The organism is Castellaniella sp., from assembly GCF_004321985.1.
GTDB lineage: Bacteria > Pseudomonadota > Gammaproteobacteria > Burkholderiales > Burkholderiaceae_B > Castellaniella.
Window position 1 is genome coordinate 334,905 of the sequence record NZ_SCQN01000046.1, and the last position, 17,837, is coordinate 352,741.

The following is a 17,837-nucleotide window of genomic DNA, read 5'->3' on the forward strand; positions in this document are numbered from 1 at the left end:
GGCCACGATGCGTGGCGGACAAGGCCGATGCGGCCCTGTCCCGTGAACATCAGCTTCCTTGCTGTTCCCGCACCAGCTTGGCTTTGGTATGCAGCCAGCGTTCGACCGATGGGAAGACGAACTTGCTGACGTCGCCCCCCAAAATCGCGATTTCGCGCACGATGGTCCCCGAGATGAACTGGTATTGATCCGAGGGGGTCATGAACAGTGTTTCGACTTCGGGCAGCAGGTGGCGGTTCATGCCGGCCATCTGGAACTCGTACTCAAAATCCGAAACAGCCCGCAGGCCGCGCACGATGACGCGGGCGTTCTGGTCGCGCACGAAGTCCTTCAGCAGGCCGCTGAAGCTGCGCACTCGAACGTTCGGATAGTGGCCCAGGACTTCCTCGGCGATCTCCAGACGTTCTTCCAGTGTGAAGAAGGGCCGCTTGTTCTGGCTTTGCGCGACCCCCACCACGACCTGATCGAACAGGTTTGCGGCGCGGCGCACCAGGTCCTCGTGTCCGCGAGTCAGCGGGTCAAACGTGCCCGGGTAGACGGCGGTGATCATGCGGTCTCCGTAATGTGTTTATTGTCATTATTCATGTTTTCTTGCGCTGCAGCAAATTTCAGCAGATGGTAGTGCACCTGTCCGGCCCGTCCCTGGCGCAGCAGCTGCCACCCGGCGGGCGGATCGGTGATTGCGGCCTCGGCCTCGAGGTAGAGCAGACCGCCGGGCCGCAAGGCACGCCCCAGCAGCGGCCACAGGCGCGGCAGCCATTGTTCCCCGAAGGGCGGATCCAGCAGAATCAGGTCGAAGATGGGCTCGGGTTGCCGTCGCAGATAATCCAGCGCATCGCCCGGCTGGATATGGACAGCTGCCCCCTGCAGGCGCGACTGGACGGCGCGCAGGCCTGCCAGGGCGGCTGGCGCCCGTTCTACGAACTGGACATGGTCCGCTCCGCGCGAGGCGGCCTCGAATCCCAGGGCGCCGGTGCCGGCAAACAGGTCCAGCACACGGTGTCCGCTGAACGTTCCGTCCCAGAAGTGGGCCAGCCAGTTGTAGAGTGTCTCGCGCACTCGGTCGGGGGTAGGGCGCAAGTGGTCGCCTTCGGCGACTGGAATCACCGTATGGCGAAAGCAACCGCCTACAATACGAATCTGATGTTTTTTCATGCGCCTGGCACACAATGTCGGGCGTTGGCCGGAACCGTTCAGTGTAAAGCCTATGTTCAGTTTTTTTAAGCGCAAAAAGCCAGGCCCGGATCCGGAGATCACACCGATTCCCGCCGAAGTTCCGGACGTGGCGCCGGTTGCTCCCACGGAATTGCCGCTGGAGCTTCAGGTGGCCCGACCGGTAGATGAAGTGCCGATCGGCGTAGAGACCCAGGCTCCTGTCGATCCGCTGGTCCGTCTGGAGCAGGCGCCGGACCCGGCTGGCGGGTCGTGGCTGTCGCGGTTGCGTCGTGGCCTGTCGCGTACCGGGCAGAACCTGGGCGGCCTTTTCGTGGGGGTGACGGTTGATGAAGCGCTTTTCGAGGAACTGGAGACTGCGCTCATCATGGCCGACGCAGGCGTCGAGGCCACCGAGAAACTGCTGGCGGAGCTCCGGGTGCGCGTGCGGCGCGAACGCATCGACCGGCCTGACGACGTGCGTGCTGCGCTGCAGACGATCTTGGCCGATCATCTGAAGGTTCTGGAAAAACCCTTCGTCGTGGGCGAGGCCACGCCCATGGTGGTCATGATCGCGGGCGTCAATGGCGCCGGCAAGACCACCTCGATCGGCAAGCTCGCCCATGCGCTGCGGGCTCGCAATGCCTCGGTTCTACTGGCGGCGGGCGATACCTTCCGCGCGGCGGCGCGCGAACAACTCGTCGCCTGGGGGCTGCGCAATGGCGTCACGGTCATCGCCCAGGAGGGCGGCGACCCGGCGGCGGTCGCCTTCGATGCGGTGAACGCCGGCCGCGCCCGGGGAGTGGACGTGGTGCTGGTGGATACGGCCGGTCGGCTGCCTACCCAGCTCCATCTGATGGAAGAGCTGAAAAAGATCCGACGCGTGATCGGCAAGGCCGATCCTGCAGCGCCCCACGAGATCCTGCTGGTGGTTGATGGCAACACCGGCCAGAATGCCCTGGCACAGATCCGCGCCTTCGATGCTGCGCTGGGCCTGACGGGGCTGATCGTCACGAAGCTGGACGGGACGGCGCGCGGGGGCACGCTGGCCGCCGTCGCGGCAGGCAATCAGGGTGTGCGCCCGGTGCCGGTGTACTGGGTCGGCGTCGGCGAGAGCATGCAGGACCTGCAGCCCTTCGTTGCCGCCGAGTTTGCCGAGGCCTTGCTGGGCCGGCGGGCGGACTAAAATTCCGATAGATCTGTTTGATGAGAGACCCCCTATGAACGTGGATGCCCGTGCAGCATTCGAAGCTGCACAATCCCTGGAGATTTCCCCGGTTCAGGAAATCGTGGCCGAACTGCGGGCTGGCCGCATGGTCATCCTGTGCGACGAGCAAGACCGCGAGAACGAAGGCGACCTGGTCATGGCTGCCGACTTCGTCACGTCGGACACCATCAATTTCATGGTGACGCATGCTCGCGGGCTGGTGTGTCTGACGCTCACCCACGAGCGCTGCGAACAGCTGCGGCTGCCGCTGATGTCGGACCGCAACGGCTCTCAGTACGGCACGAACTTCACGATTTCGATCGAGGCCGCCCAGGGCGTCACCACCGGCATTTCGGCGGCTGACCGCGCGCGGACCGTCCAGGCCGCCGTGGCGCGGGATGCCCGCCCCAGCGACGTGGTGCAGCCCGGCCATATCTTTCCGGTGCGCGCTGTGCCCGGTGGCGTGCTGGTGCGTGCCGGCCACACGGAAGCGGGTTGCGACCTGACGGCCATGGCGGGCCTGACGCCGGCGGCCGTCATCTGCGAAGTGCTCAAGCCCGATGGCACCATGGCGCGCCTGCCCGATCTGAAGCTGTTCGCGCGCGAACATGGCCTGAAGATCGGCACCATCGCTGATCTGATCCAGTATCGCAGTGAACACGAATCCATGATCGAACGGCTGGTTGAACGGCCGGTATCCACCCCTTGGGGGGATTTCCGCGCGGTGGCCTATCGTGACCGCGCCTCGAATGCACCTCATCTGGCGCTGATTCATGGCGACATCCTGCCTGATCGGGAAACGCTGGTGCGGGTGCATGAACCCACCAGTGTGCTGGACCTGCTGTGCGATGCTGCGCCCGGCCATAGCTGGACGATCCCCCAGGCGCTGCGGGCGATCTCCCAAGCCGAGAGCGGGGTCCTGGTCCTGCTGAACTGCCAGGGTGGGGCCGATCTGCTGTTTGCCCAGTTCGCTGCCTGGACCCAGGATTCGAGGTCGGGAGATTCGCCCGCTCCCGTGCCGGCGGGGGAGCGGCACGGGCTGCGCACATTTGGCATTGGTGCGCAGATTCTGCGCGACCTGGGTGTGAAGCAGGCCTGCCTGCTGGCACGGCCACGCAAAATGCCCAGCATGGCAGGGTTTGCCCTGACGATTACGGGTTACCATAACGAACCCGGTGTCGCGGATGCGACCCTCTGACCATGGAGTCTCGACTATGAACCCTTATGTGATGACCCCCGACATGAATGGGGAAGGCCTGCACATCGGCATCGTGCGTGCCCGGTTCAACGCCGAAATCGGTGAGGCCGAACTGCAGACCTGCGTGGACGAGCTGGCTACCCTGGGCGTGGATGAACGTGACGTCATGGTGGTGTCCGTGCCGGGTGCGCTCGAACTTGGCGTGACACTGGCGCAGATGGCCGAGACATTCGAATTTGATGCCTTGATTGCGCTGGGTGCCGTGATCCGCGGCGAGACCTACCACTTCGAGACCGTCAGCAACGAATCGGCTGCCGCGATCAGCCGCGTGGCGCTGGAGACCGGCATTCCGGTGGCCAATGGCGTACTCACGGCCTATACCGAAGAACAGGCCCAGGTGCGGGCGGCCGACAAGGGCCGCGATTGCGCGCGCGTGGCAGTGGAAATGGCCAATCTGGTGGCGGCGCTGGAACCCGAATCGGACGACGATGACGATGAGGACGGCGACTTCGAGGACGACGACGAAGACGAGGAAGACGAGGACGACGAGGACGACGAGAAGGCCAAGAAAGAGGGTCGCGATGACTGATTCCCGGCCGGCGCGCAACGGGCGGGCCAACGCCCGCAGCGCGCGCCGCATGGCACGCGAATTCGCCCTGCAGGGGGTCTATGCCTGGCTGTTGCGGGGTGACACGGATGCCGCTGAACTGGGCGAAATCGATGCTCATGTGCGCGACGGGGAAGGCTTCGAACGGGCCGACGGAGACTGGTACCGCACGCTGCTCCAGGGGGTCATCACCCAGGCGCCGGCGCTGCGTGAGCGCTTCGTGCCCTATGTGGACCGGCCGCTGGCCGAGCTGTCTCCCGTCGAGCACGCGGTGCTGCTCATAGGCACCTTCGAGCTGGTGCATCACCTCGAGGTCCCCTACCGGGTCGCCATCAACGAGGCCGTGGAGCTCGCCAAATCCTTCGGCGGGACGGACGGTTACCGCTTCGTCAACGGTGTGCTCGACAAGCTGGCCGCTGAGGTCCGTGCGACCGAAGTCCAGGCGGCAGCCAGCCGCTGATCCATCCGGCGCCATCATGTCTGCGGACAGCGAATTTGACCTGATTGCCCGCTATTTTGATCGTCCAGTCCCCGCCGGGATGCTAGGGGTGGGTGACGACTGTGCTCTGCTTTCTGTGTCGCCTGGGTGCGAGCTGGCCGTCAGCACGGACATGCTGGTGCAGGGGCAGCATTTTTTCCCCGACGTGGACCCGCGATCCCTGGGGCACAAGGCACTGGCAGTAAATCTGTCTGATCTGGCGGCCATGGGCGCTCGGCCGCTGGCTTGCACGCTGGCCCTGTCGCTGCCGGGTGTCGATCATGCCTGGCTTCAGGGGTTTTCCGATGGTTTTCACGCCCTGGCCGGGAAGTCGGGGTGCCCGCTGGTGGGCGGCGACACGACGCGCAATCCCGACGGCATCGTCATCAGCATTACCGTCATGGGCGAGATCCGGCGCGCTCACGCGCTGCGCCGCAGCGGCGCCCGCGAAGGCGACGATATCTGGTTGTCGGGGTCGCTGGGCGCGGCCTATGTCGCATTGCTGCTGATGCAGGGCCGTCTGCCGGCCGATGCCGCCCGCTTGCAGGCGAGCCGCAAGGCCATGGAATGGCCCAACCCGCGCCTGAGGCTGGGCCGGTATCTGGGTGGCGTGGCGGACGCGGCCATCGATATCTCGGACGGGTTGCTGCAGGATCTGGGCCATATTCTGGAGCGGAGCCACTGCGGCGCGGAGCTGCGGCTGGATGCGCTGCCGGCCGATCCGACGCTGGACGGGCTGGAAGAGGCCGTGCGCCGCGAAGCCCTCCTGGGCGGGGGCGACGTCTACGAATTGTGTTTTACCGCGCGCCCGCAGCGCCGCGAGCAGATCCGCGCGCTGGGACAGCAGTTGGGGGTACCGCTCGCGAGTGTCGGTACCATTACCCGGGGTTCGAAGGCTCGCGTGCTGGATGGGCGCGGCGACGAGATCCCGGTCACGCTGCGCGGCTTTGATCACTTTGCCCAGGCCACCCCTCCGGGGGCATCGACACCAACCCATGGATCCCTTTCATGACGCCTTCCAAAGACGATTTGCCTGACCCGAGCCGGCCGACGCTGGCGTGGATGCTGGCCAGGCCGGAACGCATCATCGGTTTCGGCTTTGGCTCGGGGCTGATCCATCCGGCGCCCGGAACCTGGGGAACCCTCGTGGGTTGGCTGCTGTGGTGGCTGGTCGTGGGGCGGCTGCCCGGCGGTTGGGTGGCGGCCGTACTGGTGGTGTCCTTTGCCGGCGGCTGCTGGGTCGCGCAGCGGTGTGGCGACGACCTGGGGATCGCGGACTTCGGTGGCATCAATTGGGATGAGATCGTCGCCATCTGGCTGGTCTTGTGGCTGCTGCCGTCCACGTTCTTGATGCAGGTGGTCGGCGTCGTGCTGTTTCGTCTGTTTGACATCCTCAAGCCCGCGCCAGTCAACTGGCTGGACCGGAACTGCAAGGGCGGCTTTGGCGTGATGATCGACGACATCGTGGCGGCGCTTTATGCTGTGCTGTTCGCCGTGATATTGATCCGACTGGGGGTGCTGCCATGATCGTTCGTGAAATCCGGGCGCTCGCCGGTGAACTGGGGTCTGCGTTGCGGGTGGCTGGTGCGCTGTGTGTGACGGCGGAATCCTGTACGGGCGGGCTGCTCGCCGCCGCGATCACGTCTTGCCCGGGATCCAGCCAGTGGTTCGAACGCGGTTTCGTGACCTACAGCAATGCGGCCAAGATCGCTGAACTTGGCGTGTCTGCCGGTACGCTGGAGCGCCATGGCGCGGTCAGCGAGGAAACCGCCATGGAGATGGCGGCCGGCGCGCTGGCCGTGGTGCCACAGGCTCGGCTGGCGTTGTCCACGACCGGCATTGCCGGACCAGGCGGCGCGGTACCGGGCAAGCCAGTGGGCATGGTGTGCTTCGGCGTGGCGCGCCGGGCCGGGCCCGGCATCGTCACGCGGGCGGTGACGCAGGTTTTCGAAGGCGACCGCGAGGCCGTCCGTCTGGCGGCTGTGCGCCAGGCCTTGCAGATGGCGCTGGAGGACCTGCGCAAGGCGCGGGGCTAGTCCGGTCAGACTTCGAGCGCCGCGCGGATCGCGTCGCGCGCCTGTTGCGCAGCCGCTGCGGCTGCTTTTGCCCAGTCCGCACCGGTACCGGCGTACAGGACGGCGCGTGATGAATTGATCATCATTCCCGTGCCGTCGGGTGTGCGCCCGGCATGCACGGTGGCGGCGATGTCGCCGCCCTGGGCGCCGATGCCAGGAATCAATAGCGGCATGTCGCCGATCCGCGCGCGTACCTGAGCGATCTCGTCGGGCACCGTGGCGCCCACCACCAATGCGCACTGGCCGTTTGTATTCCAGTGTCGTGCGACCTGGTCAGCGACATGCAGATAAAGCGGGGTGCCATTTTCCAGCCGCAGGTCTTGCAGATCCGCGCCGCCGGGGTTGGAGGTGCGGCACAGGATGATCACCCCCTTGTCACCGTATTCCAGATAGGGCTGGACGGAATCGCGGCCCATATAGGGATTGACCGTCACTGCGTCCGCCGCATAGCGCTCGAAGGCCTCTCGGGCGTACTGGGTGGCCGTGGCCCCGATATCGCCGCGCTTGGCGTCCAGCACGATGGGCAACTCCGGGTATCGACTGTGAATGTACCGGCAGATGTCCAGGAGCTGATCCTCGGCCTTCAGTGCCGCGAAATAGGCGATCTGTGGCTTGAACCCGCAGACGTAAGGCGCCGTGGCGTCCACGATGCCCCTGCAGAAGGCGCTGACGGCGTCGGCGCGGCCGGACAGCTCGGCGGGCAGCCGTCGCTCATCGGGGTCCAGGCCCACCATGAGCAGGGATTGCTGGCGGGTCCAGGCGCGGTTGAGTTTATCGGTGAAGGTCATGGCAACGTACGTTGGGTGAAGAGTGCGTCGGCGCCCAACACCGTCAGCCAGGTGGCAGCTGCCAGCAGCAGGGCCAGCAGCACGGCCGCGCTGCCGATGTCCTTCGCGCGCCCCAGCAGCGGGTGGTGATCGGTGCTGATGGCATCCGCCAGCGCCTCGATCGCGGAATTGAGCAGCTCCACGATCAGCACCAGCACCAGGCATCCGACCAGCAGCAGGCGTTCCAGCGCGGTATGGCCTAGCCACAGTCCCAGCGGGATCAGGATGATCGCCAGCGCGACTTCCTGGCGGAATGCATACTCGTGACGCCAGGCGGCCCCCAGCCCCTGCAGTGAGTAGACCAGGGCCCGTGCGATGTGGCGCAGTCCGCCGGTGTTTTTGTAGGGGGAAGGCTGGTTCATGGGGCGATGCAGTTGGTATGTCTGCGCATTGTACGCAATGGCGCAGCCCGATGTTCAGTCTTCATGGTAGGCTTTGATCGATGACGCCACGAGTGTGGGCGCCGGCGTTGCACATCCCTGGTGAGTGAGCCAGGAAAGGACTCAGATGATCAAGCTTCCCACTTTCGATGACGTTGCGGCTGCGTCGGAGCGCATCAAGTGCCAAGCCCATAAGACACCCGTGATGACATCACGCACGGTTGATGAAGAGTTCGGTGCCAAGGTCTTCTTCAAGTGCGAAAACCTGCAGCGCATGGGCGCCTTCAAGTTCCGCGGCGGGTTCAATTCGCTCTCAAGGTTCAGTCCCGAGCAGCGCAAGACGGGTGTCGTTACCTTTTCTTCCGGTAACCATGCACAGGCCGTTGCGCTGTCGGCCAAGCTCCTGGGCATTCCCGCCACTATTCTCATGCCACACGATGCGCCGACCGCCAAGATGGCCGCCACCAAGGGCTATGGCGCCAATGTGGTGACCTACGATCGTTATACGGAAGATCGCGAGCAGATTGGCCGGGAACTGGCGGAAAAACACGGCCTGACGCTGATCCCGCCTTATGATCATCCGGATGTGCTCTGCGGCCAAGGGACGGCTGCCAAGGAGTTGTTCGAAGAGGTCGGCCCCCTGGACGCCTTCTTCGTGCCGCTAGGGGGCGGGGGACTGCTTTCCGGCTGCGCGCTGGCCACACGAGCGCTATCGCCGGACTGTCAGCTGTATGGTGTCGAGCCTGAAGCAGGCAATGACGGCCAGCGTTCGTTTCGCACAGGCAGCATCGTGCATATCGATACGCCCAAGACCATCGCCGATGGTGCACAAACACAGCATCTGGGAAACTTGACGTTCCCCATCATCCGGCGCGATGTTGACGACATCCTGACTGCTTCGGACACAGAGCTCGTCGACTGCATGGCCTTCATGGCCACCCGTATGAAGCTGGTTGTCGAACCCACGGGCTGCCTCGGTTTTGCCGCCGCCCGGAACATGAAAGCCGGGCTGAAGGGCAAACACGTCGGTGTACTCCTCAGTGGCGGCAATGTCGACATGGCGCGCTTCGCCAGCCTGCTCGGCGCCCAGTCTTGAGCCTTGTCCCAAACTTTGGCCGTGGTGAAACGAAAAATCCCCGCCACGGTTGCCCATGGCGGGGATTCGGAGGATCTGTCCGGAGGATGCCGACGAATCGGCATCTGGCCCCGGATCAGGGGGCGAGGGCTTAGAAGCCGCCCATGCCACCCATACCGCCCATGCCGCCCATGTCGGGCATGCCACCGGCAGCTGGCTTGTCTTCCACGATTTCCGCAACCGCGGCTTCGGTGGTCAGCAGCAGGCTGGCGACGGAGGCGGCGTTTTGCAGCGCCGTACGGGTCACCTTGGTCGGGTCGATCACGCCTTGCTCGACCAAGTCGCCGTATTGGCCAGTGGCCGCGTTGTAGCCGAAGTTGCCTTCGCCCTTTTCAACGGCGTTCACGATCACGCTGGCTTCGTCGCCCGCGTTGGCCACAATGGTGCGCAGCGGGGATTCGATGGCGCGCAGGATCAGCTTGATGCCAGCGTCCTGGTCAGCGTTGTCGCCCTTGATCTTGGACACGGCGACCTTGGCGCGAACCAGCGCCACACCGCCGCCCGGGACGATGCCTTCTTCGACGGCTGCGCGCGTGGCGTGCAGGGCGTCTTCGACGCGGGCCTTCTTTTCCTTCATTTCGACTTCAGTCGCAGCACCGACCTTGATCACCGCCACACCGCCCGCCAGTTTGGCGACGCGTTCCTGCAGCTTTTCACGGTCATAGTCGGAAGTTGCTTCCTCGATCTGCGTGCGGATTTGCTTGACGCGCGCTTCGATGTTCTTGGCTTGGCCAGCACCGTCGATGATCGTGGTGTTTTCCTTGGCCACTTCGATGCGCTTGGCTTGGCCCAGCAGTTCCAGCGTAGCCTTTTCCAGCGACAGGCCGGTTTCTTCGGAGATCACCGTGCCGCCCGTCAGGATGGCGATGTCTTCCAGCATAGCCTTGCGGCGGTCGCCAAAGCCCGGCGCCTTGACGGCGGTGGTCTTCAGGATGCCACGGATGTTGTTCACGACCAGCGTGGCCAGGGCTTCGCCTTCCACGTCTTCGGCCACGATCAGCAGCGGACGGCTGGACTTGGCAACTTGTTCCAGAACCGGCAGCAGATCACGGATGTTGCTGATCTTCTTGTCGAAAATCAGGATGTACGGATCTTCCAGGACGGAGACTTGCTTGTCCGGGTTGTTGATGAAGTAGGGGGACAGATAGCCGCGGTCGAATTGCATGCCTTCGACGACGTCCAGTTCGTTTTCCAGCGACTTGCCGTCTTCGACGGTGATGACGCCTTCCTTGCCGACCTTGTCCATTGCATTGGCGATGATCTCGCCGACCGATACGTCGCTATTGGCCGAGATCGAACCGACTTGCGCGATGGCCTTGCTGGTAGTGCAGGGCTTGGAGAGCTTGTGCAGCTCGTCCACAGCCACGGCCACGGCCTTGTCGATACCGCGCTTCAGATCCATGGGGCTGATGCCGGCGGCCACGTACTTCAGGCCTTCTTCGACGATCGATTGAGCCAACACGGTGGCGGTCGTGGTGCCGTCACCCGCATTGTCGGAGGTCTTGGAGGCGACTTCCTTCACGAGTTGGGCGCCGATGTTTTCGAACTTGTCTTTCAGTTCGATTTCCTTGGCGACGGAGACACCGTCCTTGGTCACCGTGGGGGCGCCGAAGGAGCGATCCAGCACCACGTTGCGGCCCTTGGGGCCCATCGTCGTTTTGACGGCATTGGCCAGGATGTTGACGCCGCGAACGATACGAGCGCGGGCGTCGTCACCAAAATAGACTTGCTTTGCAGCCATGTTGAAATTCCTTGGTTTAATCGGTGCTGTGGATTACTGGACCACGGCGAAGACTTCTTCTTCGCGAATGACCAGGACTTCGTCGCCATCGACCTTGACGGACTGGCCGGCGTATTTGCCGAACAGAACCTTGTCGCCGACTTTCAGATCCATCGGGATCAGCTTGCCGTCTTCAGTCTTCTTGCCCGGGCCAACGGCCAGGACTTCGCCTTGATCGGGCTTCTCAGCCGCGCTGTCGGGGATCACGATGCCCGAGGCGGTGGTGCGCTCGTTGTCCAGACGCTTGATGATCACGCGATCATGCAAAGGACGCAGTGCCATGGAGGAACTCCTGTACTTGAAGAATTGGATAGGTGCGAAGGGAAGAGCTGTTAGCACTCAACCCCATCGAGTGCTAATTATAAGGATGATCCTGGGGATTTCAAGGGGTGGTGGTCACAGGCGTTCGATGTCGAAAACCACTGAGTTCTGAACTTCCGCCACTGAGCTCTGAACTCGAAAAGGTACGTAAACCAAGTGTTGATGCAGGTTTCGGGACAAAAATGAGGTTGGGGGTGTTCAAGAATACGGCGTTTCCATCCTTTTTTCTGCCCAGGACGCATGGACGGGGCATCGCTTGCTTGTGCTTGCTCTAATAGAGCGCTTGCCTCCACGTCTACGGAGCTTCGGTAGTTTGTCACTGCGCCAGGCGCCTCTGACGAGGAAGCTAGCCACCACGGCGGACATCACCCCTGCAAGGCACCCTCGATGCGTCGCCGGGCACTCTGCGAGAGCCTGCGAATGCCAAATGTCCGGGCGACGCCCAGCGCGATGTCGTCCTCTACGACACGGCACGCAGCGGCGAGCAGTTCCTCTCGGGGGATCTCTTCCGCGGAACGCGCTGCCTCTTCTGACTCTGGCGTCCGATACGACGCCCAGCGCGATATATCATCCTCCGACAGCCAGATGAACCGGGCGTTTTCTGCGGCGATATCAGTCTGGAAAAAATACGCATCGCGCGCCAGATCCAGGACACGCTCACGGATACGGCTACCAGCGCGTTTGAAGCCGTGCAGGCGTGCAACACGCTTCACCAGCAACTCATCTAGGATAGGCGCCTCGCTCTCCAGGACGGTGGCAATCAGGTTGGACAGGGTCGTATCGTATTCAGGAAGATAGAAACGGTCGGGATCAATCATGGTCTCGTAGGCGGAAAGGTCGGCCTGACGGTAAACCTGCTGGCCCTGGCGCAAGGCCAGCGCATCGGAACTGTGCGCCACTAGGGGTTCACGATCTCTGGATTCGGTCTGTCGCTCCTCTTCATCGGCCCCCTCTATCGGGGTCTCTATCTTGTGGGCTTGCCCCGAATCTACGTCTTCAAGATTGGCTGCCATGTCGAGTGTCACTACGGCATCACTGGCATCAGCGGTCGCCTCAACCGACCCCTCGTCCGCCACCAATGCTCCCCCATTGCATTTCGCATCCTCGGCCCTCGATTCCACCAGCAGGTTGGTGATCGCCTTATGCAAGCGTTCGATCTCCGTTTCCCGATCGACCCACCACGCGGTGGACCAGACGCGTAGCAAGCGCCACCCGTAGCCACGCAGGATGTCAGCCCGGACTTTGTCCCGGTCGCGCGCTGTCGCGGCACTATGATAGGTTGCGCCATCACACTCGATGCCGACGAGATAGTCACCCGGCCGATCCGGGTGCACCACCGCGAGGTCGATACGGAAACGAGAAACGCCGATCTGTGTATGAATTTGCCAGCCTCTTTCCCGCATCGCCTCGGCAACATACTGCTCAAAGGGTGATTCGTAGTCACCCAATGGCCCCCTGACGGCTGCCGCAATGGCCACAGGTCCACGATCCGCAAATTCCACGAACTGGCGCAAATCGCTCACTGCCCGCGCCGGGGTACGACTGAGGTCGATCATGGATGGATCGAACGAGGTGAACACCATCATTTCTCGACGGGCGCGGGTCACGGCCACGTTCAGGCGCCGCTCCCCGCCGGTCCTGTTGAGCGGCCCGAAATTCATCAGCATGGTGACAGCGCCGGGTTCGCTGGGACCAAAGCCGATTGAGATGATGACCAGATCACGCTCGTCGCCCTGCACAGTTTCCAGGTTTTTGACAATCAACGGTTCTGGCTGGTTCTCGGAGAAGAAGGGCTCGATTTGGGGCGCCTCTCGCCGCGCCTGGTCTAGCAGATCGCTGATCAACTGCTGCTGCTCGGCATTCAGGGTAATGACGCCAACACTCTGGCCGGACGCCACGAACGCCGGATCGGTCAGACGCCCGACCAACTCGGCCACGACGGCCTTGGCCTCGATCTGGTTGTAGCGCCCGGTGCCGCGGGCGTAGACGCCCGCAACGCGGCGCCACGAAACAGTGCTCGGCCGTGTATCCGGTGCAGGAAAGGTGACGAGGCTGTCATCATAATAAGCGTGGTTGGAGAAGGCGATCAGACTCTCGTGTCGGCTTCTGTAGTGCCAGGTGAGCCGGTATTCCGGCAGGCCGGCCGCCAGGCATTCGTTGAGGATGCTCTCCATGTCTTCCTCAACATCGTCCTCGACGCCAACCCCGCGATTGAAAAAGTTGGTGGGCGGCATCTGCTTCGGATCACCGGCAACGATCACTTGCTTGGCGCGGCCGATTGCTCCAATGGCATCCCATGGCGTCACTTGAGAGGCCTCATCGAAGATGACGACATCGAATGCTGTGTGGTCCGTCGGCAGGTACTGAGCGATCGATAATGGGCTCATCAACATGCACGGGGCGAGGGCCATGAAATCGTCCCCCATTTCCTGCAGCAGTTGCCGCACAGGCTTGTGCCGCCGCTTCTTTTGCAGTTCATGCCGCAGGACCTGGAATCCCGCATGAAGCATCCCTGTCTGTTTTGAGGGAATTTCGCCCATCAACCGTGCACGAATGTACGCCGAAGTCAGCGCCGAGAGTTCATCGATGGCAGCCCGGTAGCTCTGAATTGCATTCTGCTGGACAGTGGGCACGAACGCCCGCAACAAGGGCTCCGCGTCCATTGCTGCTCGGGCAAACCAGTATGCATAGGCCGTCTTGAACGTATCCTCGACGTTGTCCTGCGGGACGGCGCCACTTTCAATCGCGTCAACGAGTGGCGCCAGGCTCAGCTCGATGGCCTCACTACGCACCTTCTGCCAACTGCACCAATCATGCAGCACGGCAGTATGGTCGATGATTGCCTGTGCGCTGGCCTGAAGAGTTTCGTCCGCCACATCTGAATCCGTTGCACGGCCGGTGACTTCGTCAAACCGATCCAGCGCCGCTAGCAACCGTTCGTGGCATTGGTTCAGCCGGTCGGCCGCCTGCATCACGGGGCTGCCCGCGGCCAGCAGTTCATTCGTATCGCACACCAGACGGCGGGCCTCGCCGCAGAGCCGTGCAAAGTGCTCCGGTGTCTCAGCCAGCGCCACGAGCGCAGATCGCAACCCTTCGGCAATACACGCAGCCGCTTTGGCGTGCGCCATGTCCGTATCGATGCCGGCCCAGCCCGGCACGCCGTCCAATACGGGCGTAAGCGCGTCAACCCCAGCTATCAACGCTTGCAGGGTCTCGATCTGCCGGAGGTCCGCCTCGACAGCGGAAGGCTTTGTCCGCGTTGTAGAAGCGTCCAGGCCTTTTGCGACGCGCCTTTTCTCCATCAGGGCAAAAGGCCAGAGCCTGCCCGATGCCTCCCGCCAAGCCCGCCTGACAGCAGCCACGTCGATGCGCGCGATCGAGTCTGCCGCATAGGAGCGCGACAGGCGTGCCTTCGCGTCTTCGTAGTCATGCAGAAGCACCGCCGCCTCATCGAGCGTAGACGCCACACGGCTCGCCGACGGCTCGAATGCAAACCGCAGATCGACGCCGTACGCTTGGGCCAGCATCTTGCCGAGCAGACAAAGGTTTCCGGCATTGTGCAACGAAGGCGCGATACCTAGGCTGGTGCAGCGGCTGAACGCCTCGCAGGCCGCAGAGCAGGACGACAACATATCCAGCAGATTGCGCGCAGCGGCGACCACACCATCTTGCCAGGCATTCGACCATTCCGAGTGTCGGAGCAGTTTGAATTGGGCTCCAACGCGTTCGACCGCTGCCCGGGTCAGATCAAGCCGCGTCGATACTTCACGCAGCCGCTGTATTTGGTCCTGTGTATGCTGTATTCCGGCTGGCCAGGAGAGTTCCGGCGTCCACGCGTGGCGGTTGCGTATGACCTCGGCCATGGCTTCGAACAGCGACCAACCGTTCGGGTGCCTCCGGTGCAGCACAGCCACCAGCGCATTCAATTCATCCCGTAGACTGCGTACCCGGCTGGCAGTAGCCTGCCAGGCTGAATCGGACGCCTCACGCTGCGCGCCCCATGCGCGATCGAGCTGCCGCAGTACCTCTACTTTCGATGCTTTGTTGGAATGCAGCTCCAGGCAGAATTCGCCAAGCCCCTTTTGCTCCAGGCGGCGCTTGACGACGCTGAGCGCTGCGCGCTTTTCGGCCACGAACAAAACGCGTCGACCCAGCGCCAGATTGTGCGCAATCATGTTCGCAATCGTCTGTGACTTCCCGGTTCCGGGCGGCCCGTCGAGCACGAAGCTCTTGCCGCTGGCTGAGGCGATCACGGCAGCCAATTGCGAAGAATCCGCTGGAAGTGGCAGAAACAGATTGGCTGGGTCGAGTTTTTGATCCAATTCCGATTCGCGCAAAAACTCATCCTTTGCGTACGGCCCCGCTTGGCCGAATTTGTGCTGCAACAGATGCTGAACAATGCCGTTTTGCATGAGTTCCGCGGTGCGATCGCGCAAGTCGCGCCACATGAGGTACTTGGCGAAGGAGAAAGTGCTGAGTGCGACGTCCGGAACGACTTCGAACCCCGGCATATCGCGCACCGCACGCCTCATCGTGGTCAGGATTCCTGTGATGTCGATGCCACTGTCATCGGCAGGCAACTCGCCGTGTAGTTCGGGTACCTCCAGATTGAAGTCGTGACGCAGTAGCTCCAGCAAGGTCTGGTTGAATTGCGGTTCGTCGTCCAACATCGTCAACCTGACCGGATGGCGAACACTCGACCGCTCAAGCCTGACAGGCAGCAAGATCAGCGGTGCATCGTAAGGTTTGGGATCCGTTTCGCTTTTTCTCCAGCGCAGGAACCCTATGGCCAGGAACAGGGTGTTCGATCCCCCTTCTTCCAGATCGGCACGGGACTTTCTGTACAAGTCGATGATATAGCTGTCCAGTTTTGCCTGATCCATCACCGACAGCAGCTCCATACGCTCCAGCGCTTGGCGTGCATACTCCTCATCGAGAGACTGACCGTGCCGCGCCGCATAGATCTCGTTATCCCGCCCACCGATATCCTTGCGCGGCATCACCGCAATCCGCAGGGTTTTGTGTGCTGCGAGCAGATCCTCGACTCGTCCTGGCTGCGGACATACCAGCCAGATGGCCTTGGCCGTGCGCGGCAAGTGCAGCAGGCGATTCCGTGTCGTCAGGTCTAGAAGCTTGCGCTGCCAGGCATCTAGTTTGTCGGTGGGCGTTGCCGGCTGTTCCTGTTCTTTCGCCTCGACATCGAAGCTGGGCAACAGCGGGGCTGCCTCAAGCGCAACATGGAGCTGCGCCTCGCCCTCACTCCCTGAGGATTCCGCCGCCCCTGCCGACACACTCAATGGGCGCAGCTTCTGCATGCGTGCACGGCGCACATCCACGGCTGCCACGAACTTCTTGTCATCAGCCAGCCTGCGCGTCGCATCTTTGACGGCCTGGCTGAAGGCCGGTGACTGCGCCTGAGTCGCGAAGGTCGTTTCGAAGACCACCAGCTCATTCAAATCCAACCGTTTGCGTACCGTCGAACTGTCGTCGACCAGTACCTGTGCAAACTGCTGCGGCTGCAGCCAGACACCGCAGAACGCGTGCCCCTCGACGAGCACGAGGATGGGGTTCAATCCGGATTGCTCGATGGCCGCCGCAAACAGCAGCGCTGTATCCAGGCAAGTGGCGATGCCACCCGCCAGGATCTGCGACGGTGTTCGGATTTTCTGTCCTCGTTCCTCGAAGCTCGCCGGCGGTACGGCATAACTTAGCCGCAGACCACATATTGCCGAATAGATGGCCGATCCCAGCTCCCAGGCACGGCCCCTGGACTTCGCCTCGTAGCCATCAATGCCATCAGGGCGACCCGCCCGCCGCAAGGTGTCCGAAGCCAGCTTGAGAACCTTGTCCACCGCAGGATCGTTGGGCGTGCAGAACGCTGGCAAAAGCTCCGCCATACTGCCGGCTCCGCCCCACTCGTTGGGTGCCAGCAACTCGACCGGGCAATGCTGCTCCGCGAGGATAGCGGTGGCCGATCGCAGACGCACATCGATCCCGGCTCTGACGCTTTCCGTGAGATCGGCGAGATACCCCTCGGCAAGCTTGATGTCGCGATCGGGGAGATCGAGCACTGCGCCCGCCTCCAGCCGGTCTACAGGCCAAGTCTTCATCGCAGCAAACGGTAGCGTTGCCTCCAGCTCCAGAGTCAGATCCGCAAAATCTGCGTCCCCGTCGTTCGTGATTGTCAATGAACGGATCAGTGGCACAGCGTTCTGATGCGAGACGAGTCCAAGCTTCTCGGCAAAAGCGCCTTCAATCGACACCCCCACGACTCCCCCCATCGACGTTTCTTGTTAACTTGCCGTTGATATAAGAAAGTAACAACAATTGTGACGCATTGTACGTCCGAGGGCAGTTGCGCTAGGCATGAGCACGTAGCAGACCAGCATCTGCCGGGCACTATGATCGCGCGGAAAGAAACGATGACGAAACCCGGCGCGGCGGTCTCAAGAGTCAAGTGCAACATGGTCACAATGCTCACATTTCCATGCTTATAGTCTCTCGGGGTTGTGCCGTCGAACGCTTTACGGGGCCAGCCGTTCATCAGCCGTGCGATATCGTTGAGCTGAGTCTGGGAAAGCTGCGAGATGTCCAGCCCCTTGAGCAGGAACTGGCGCAGCAGCCTGTGAGGCGCGGCTGCCCAAGCTACCTGAACACCTGAGGGTGCAGCACTTCGT

At 62.7% G+C, this 17,837-nt stretch carries 15 protein-coding genes; 8 read left to right on the forward strand and 7 right to left on the reverse strand.

The genetic code is table 11. From position 1 onward, the window contains the following. Positions 1-49: 49 nt before the first annotated feature. Both coaD and EPN31_RS12660 read right to left on the reverse strand, forming a co-directional pair. Positions 50-550, reverse strand: a complete 501-nt coding sequence (gene coaD / locus EPN31_RS12655) for a pantetheine-phosphate adenylyltransferase (protein ID WP_291773715.1) — start codon at positions 548-550, stop codon at positions 50-52. Then, complete coding sequence (locus EPN31_RS12660) at positions 547-1,155, reverse strand: RsmD family RNA methyltransferase (protein ID WP_291773717.1); 609 nt, start codon at positions 1,153-1,155, stop codon at positions 547-549. The genes coaD and EPN31_RS12660 overlap by 4 nt, the downstream gene beginning before the upstream one ends. A 52-nt stretch (positions 1,156-1,207) precedes the next feature. On the opposite strand from EPN31_RS12660, the gene ftsY reads away from it, so the two are divergent. Genes ftsY through EPN31_RS12695 form a run of 7 tightly spaced genes read left to right on the forward strand, consistent with a single transcriptional unit; the run spans position 1,208 to position 6,678 of the window. Beyond that, positions 1,208-2,338, forward strand: a complete 1,131-nt coding sequence (gene ftsY / locus EPN31_RS12665; protein ID WP_291773719.1) for a signal recognition particle-docking protein FtsY — start codon at positions 1,208-1,210, stop codon at positions 2,336-2,338. A 34-nt stretch (positions 2,339-2,372) separates the two neighbouring features. After that, a complete protein-coding gene (ribBA, locus tag EPN31_RS12670; RefSeq protein ID WP_291773721.1) occupies positions 2,373-3,557 on the forward strand; it encodes a bifunctional 3,4-dihydroxy-2-butanone-4-phosphate synthase/GTP cyclohydrolase II in 1,185 nt (394 codons plus the stop codon). Between the two features lie 16 nt (positions 3,558-3,573). Then, entirely contained in the window at positions 3,574-4,146 is a 573-nt protein-coding gene (gene ribH, locus EPN31_RS12675) for a 6,7-dimethyl-8-ribityllumazine synthase (RefSeq protein ID WP_291773723.1), read from the forward strand. Further along, positions 4,139-4,624, forward strand: coding sequence for a transcription antitermination factor NusB (nusB, locus tag EPN31_RS12680; protein ID WP_291773726.1), 486 nt, complete (start codon positions 4,139-4,141; stop codon positions 4,622-4,624). The genes ribH and nusB overlap by 8 nt, the downstream gene beginning before the upstream one ends. 16 nt (positions 4,625-4,640) lie before the next feature. Continuing rightward, positions 4,641-5,654: a thiamine-phosphate kinase gene (thiL, locus tag EPN31_RS12685; protein WP_291773728.1), complete on the forward strand. Its 1,014-nt coding sequence runs from the start codon at positions 4,641-4,643 to the stop codon at positions 5,652-5,654. Continuing rightward, positions 5,651-6,169 (forward strand): phosphatidylglycerophosphatase A, encoded by a 519-nt coding sequence (locus EPN31_RS12690; protein WP_291773730.1) that lies wholly within the window; start codon positions 5,651-5,653, stop codon positions 6,167-6,169. The genes thiL and EPN31_RS12690 overlap by 4 nt, the downstream gene beginning before the upstream one ends. Further along, on the forward strand, positions 6,166-6,678 hold the full coding sequence (locus EPN31_RS12695) for a CinA family protein (RefSeq protein ID WP_291773732.1): 513 nt from the start codon (positions 6,166-6,168) through the stop codon (positions 6,676-6,678). The genes EPN31_RS12690 and EPN31_RS12695 overlap by 4 nt, the downstream gene beginning before the upstream one ends. Positions 6,679-6,683: 5 nt before the next feature. Here the strand turns inward: EPN31_RS12695 and pyrF are convergent, their stop codons facing one another. Next, positions 6,684-7,505, reverse strand: a complete 822-nt coding sequence (gene pyrF, locus EPN31_RS12700; RefSeq protein WP_291773734.1) for an orotidine-5'-phosphate decarboxylase — start codon at positions 7,503-7,505, stop codon at positions 6,684-6,686. After that, positions 7,502-7,906 carry a diacylglycerol kinase gene (locus tag EPN31_RS12705; RefSeq protein WP_291773736.1) on the reverse strand — a complete coding sequence of 135 codons (405 nt, stop codon included), beginning with the start codon at positions 7,904-7,906 and terminating at the stop codon, positions 7,502-7,504. Before EPN31_RS12705 ends, pyrF begins: the two co-directional genes overlap by 4 nt. Positions 7,907-8,051: 145 nt before the next feature. On the opposite strand from EPN31_RS12705, the gene EPN31_RS12710 reads away from it, so the two are divergent. Continuing rightward, the gene (locus EPN31_RS12710) at positions 8,052-9,020 is read left to right on the forward strand and encodes a threo-3-hydroxy-L-aspartate ammonia-lyase (RefSeq protein ID WP_291773738.1); all 969 of its coding nucleotides are present in this window, start codon (positions 8,052-8,054) and stop codon (positions 9,018-9,020) included. Between the two features lie 130 nt (positions 9,021-9,150). Here the strand turns inward: EPN31_RS12710 and groL are convergent, their stop codons facing one another. The 3 genes from groL to EPN31_RS12725 form a co-directional block, all read right to left on the reverse strand. Beyond that, positions 9,151-10,800: a chaperonin GroEL gene (groL, locus tag EPN31_RS12715; RefSeq protein ID WP_291773740.1), complete on the reverse strand. Its 1,650-nt coding sequence runs from the start codon at positions 10,798-10,800 to the stop codon at positions 9,151-9,153. Between the two features lie 33 nt (positions 10,801-10,833). Next, positions 10,834-11,121 (reverse strand): co-chaperone GroES, encoded by a 288-nt coding sequence (locus EPN31_RS12720; RefSeq protein ID WP_291773742.1) that lies wholly within the window; start codon positions 11,119-11,121, stop codon positions 10,834-10,836. A 404-nt stretch (positions 11,122-11,525) separates the two neighbouring features. Further along, positions 11,526-16,733 carry a DUF3320 domain-containing protein gene (locus EPN31_RS12725; RefSeq protein WP_291773744.1) on the reverse strand — a complete coding sequence of 1,736 codons (5,208 nt, stop codon included), beginning with the start codon at positions 16,731-16,733 and terminating at the stop codon, positions 11,526-11,528. Positions 16,734-17,837: the final 1,104 nt, after the last annotated feature.

What these genes read in the sequence shown, in the direction of transcription:
- nusB (WP_291773726.1), top strand. Translation starts at nt 4,139, where the DNA reads ATGACTGATTCCCGGCCGGCGCGCAACGGGCGGGCCAACGCCCGCAGC.
- ftsY (WP_291773719.1), top strand. Translation starts at nt 1,208, where the DNA reads ATGTTCAGTTTTTTTAAGCGCAAAAAGCCAGGCCCGGATCCGGAGATC.
- coaD (WP_291773715.1), bottom strand. Translation starts at nt 550, where the DNA reads ATGATCACCGCCGTCTACCCGGGCACGTTTGACCCGCTGACTCGCGGA.
- pyrF (WP_291773734.1), bottom strand. Translation starts at nt 7,505, where the DNA reads ATGACCTTCACCGATAAACTCAACCGCGCCTGGACCCGCCAGCAATCC.
- ribBA (WP_291773721.1), top strand. Translation starts at nt 2,373, where the DNA reads ATGAACGTGGATGCCCGTGCAGCATTCGAAGCTGCACAATCCCTGGAG.
- EPN31_RS12710 (WP_291773738.1), top strand. Translation starts at nt 8,052, where the DNA reads ATGATCAAGCTTCCCACTTTCGATGACGTTGCGGCTGCGTCGGAGCGC.
- EPN31_RS12660 (WP_291773717.1), bottom strand. Translation starts at nt 1,155, where the DNA reads ATGAAAAAACATCAGATTCGTATTGTAGGCGGTTGCTTTCGCCATACG.
- EPN31_RS12705 (WP_291773736.1), bottom strand. Translation starts at nt 7,906, where the DNA reads ATGAACCAGCCTTCCCCCTACAAAAACACCGGCGGACTGCGCCACATC.
- ribH (WP_291773723.1), top strand. Translation starts at nt 3,574, where the DNA reads ATGAACCCTTATGTGATGACCCCCGACATGAATGGGGAAGGCCTGCAC.
- EPN31_RS12695 (WP_291773732.1), top strand. Translation starts at nt 6,166, where the DNA reads ATGATCGTTCGTGAAATCCGGGCGCTCGCCGGTGAACTGGGGTCTGCG.
- EPN31_RS12690 (WP_291773730.1), top strand. Translation starts at nt 5,651, where the DNA reads ATGACGCCTTCCAAAGACGATTTGCCTGACCCGAGCCGGCCGACGCTG.
- EPN31_RS12720 (WP_291773742.1), bottom strand. Translation starts at nt 11,121, where the DNA reads ATGGCACTGCGTCCTTTGCATGATCGCGTGATCATCAAGCGTCTGGAC.
- thiL (WP_291773728.1), top strand. Translation starts at nt 4,641, where the DNA reads ATGTCTGCGGACAGCGAATTTGACCTGATTGCCCGCTATTTTGATCGT.
- groL (WP_291773740.1), bottom strand. Translation starts at nt 10,800, where the DNA reads ATGGCTGCAAAGCAAGTCTATTTTGGTGACGACGCCCGCGCTCGTATC.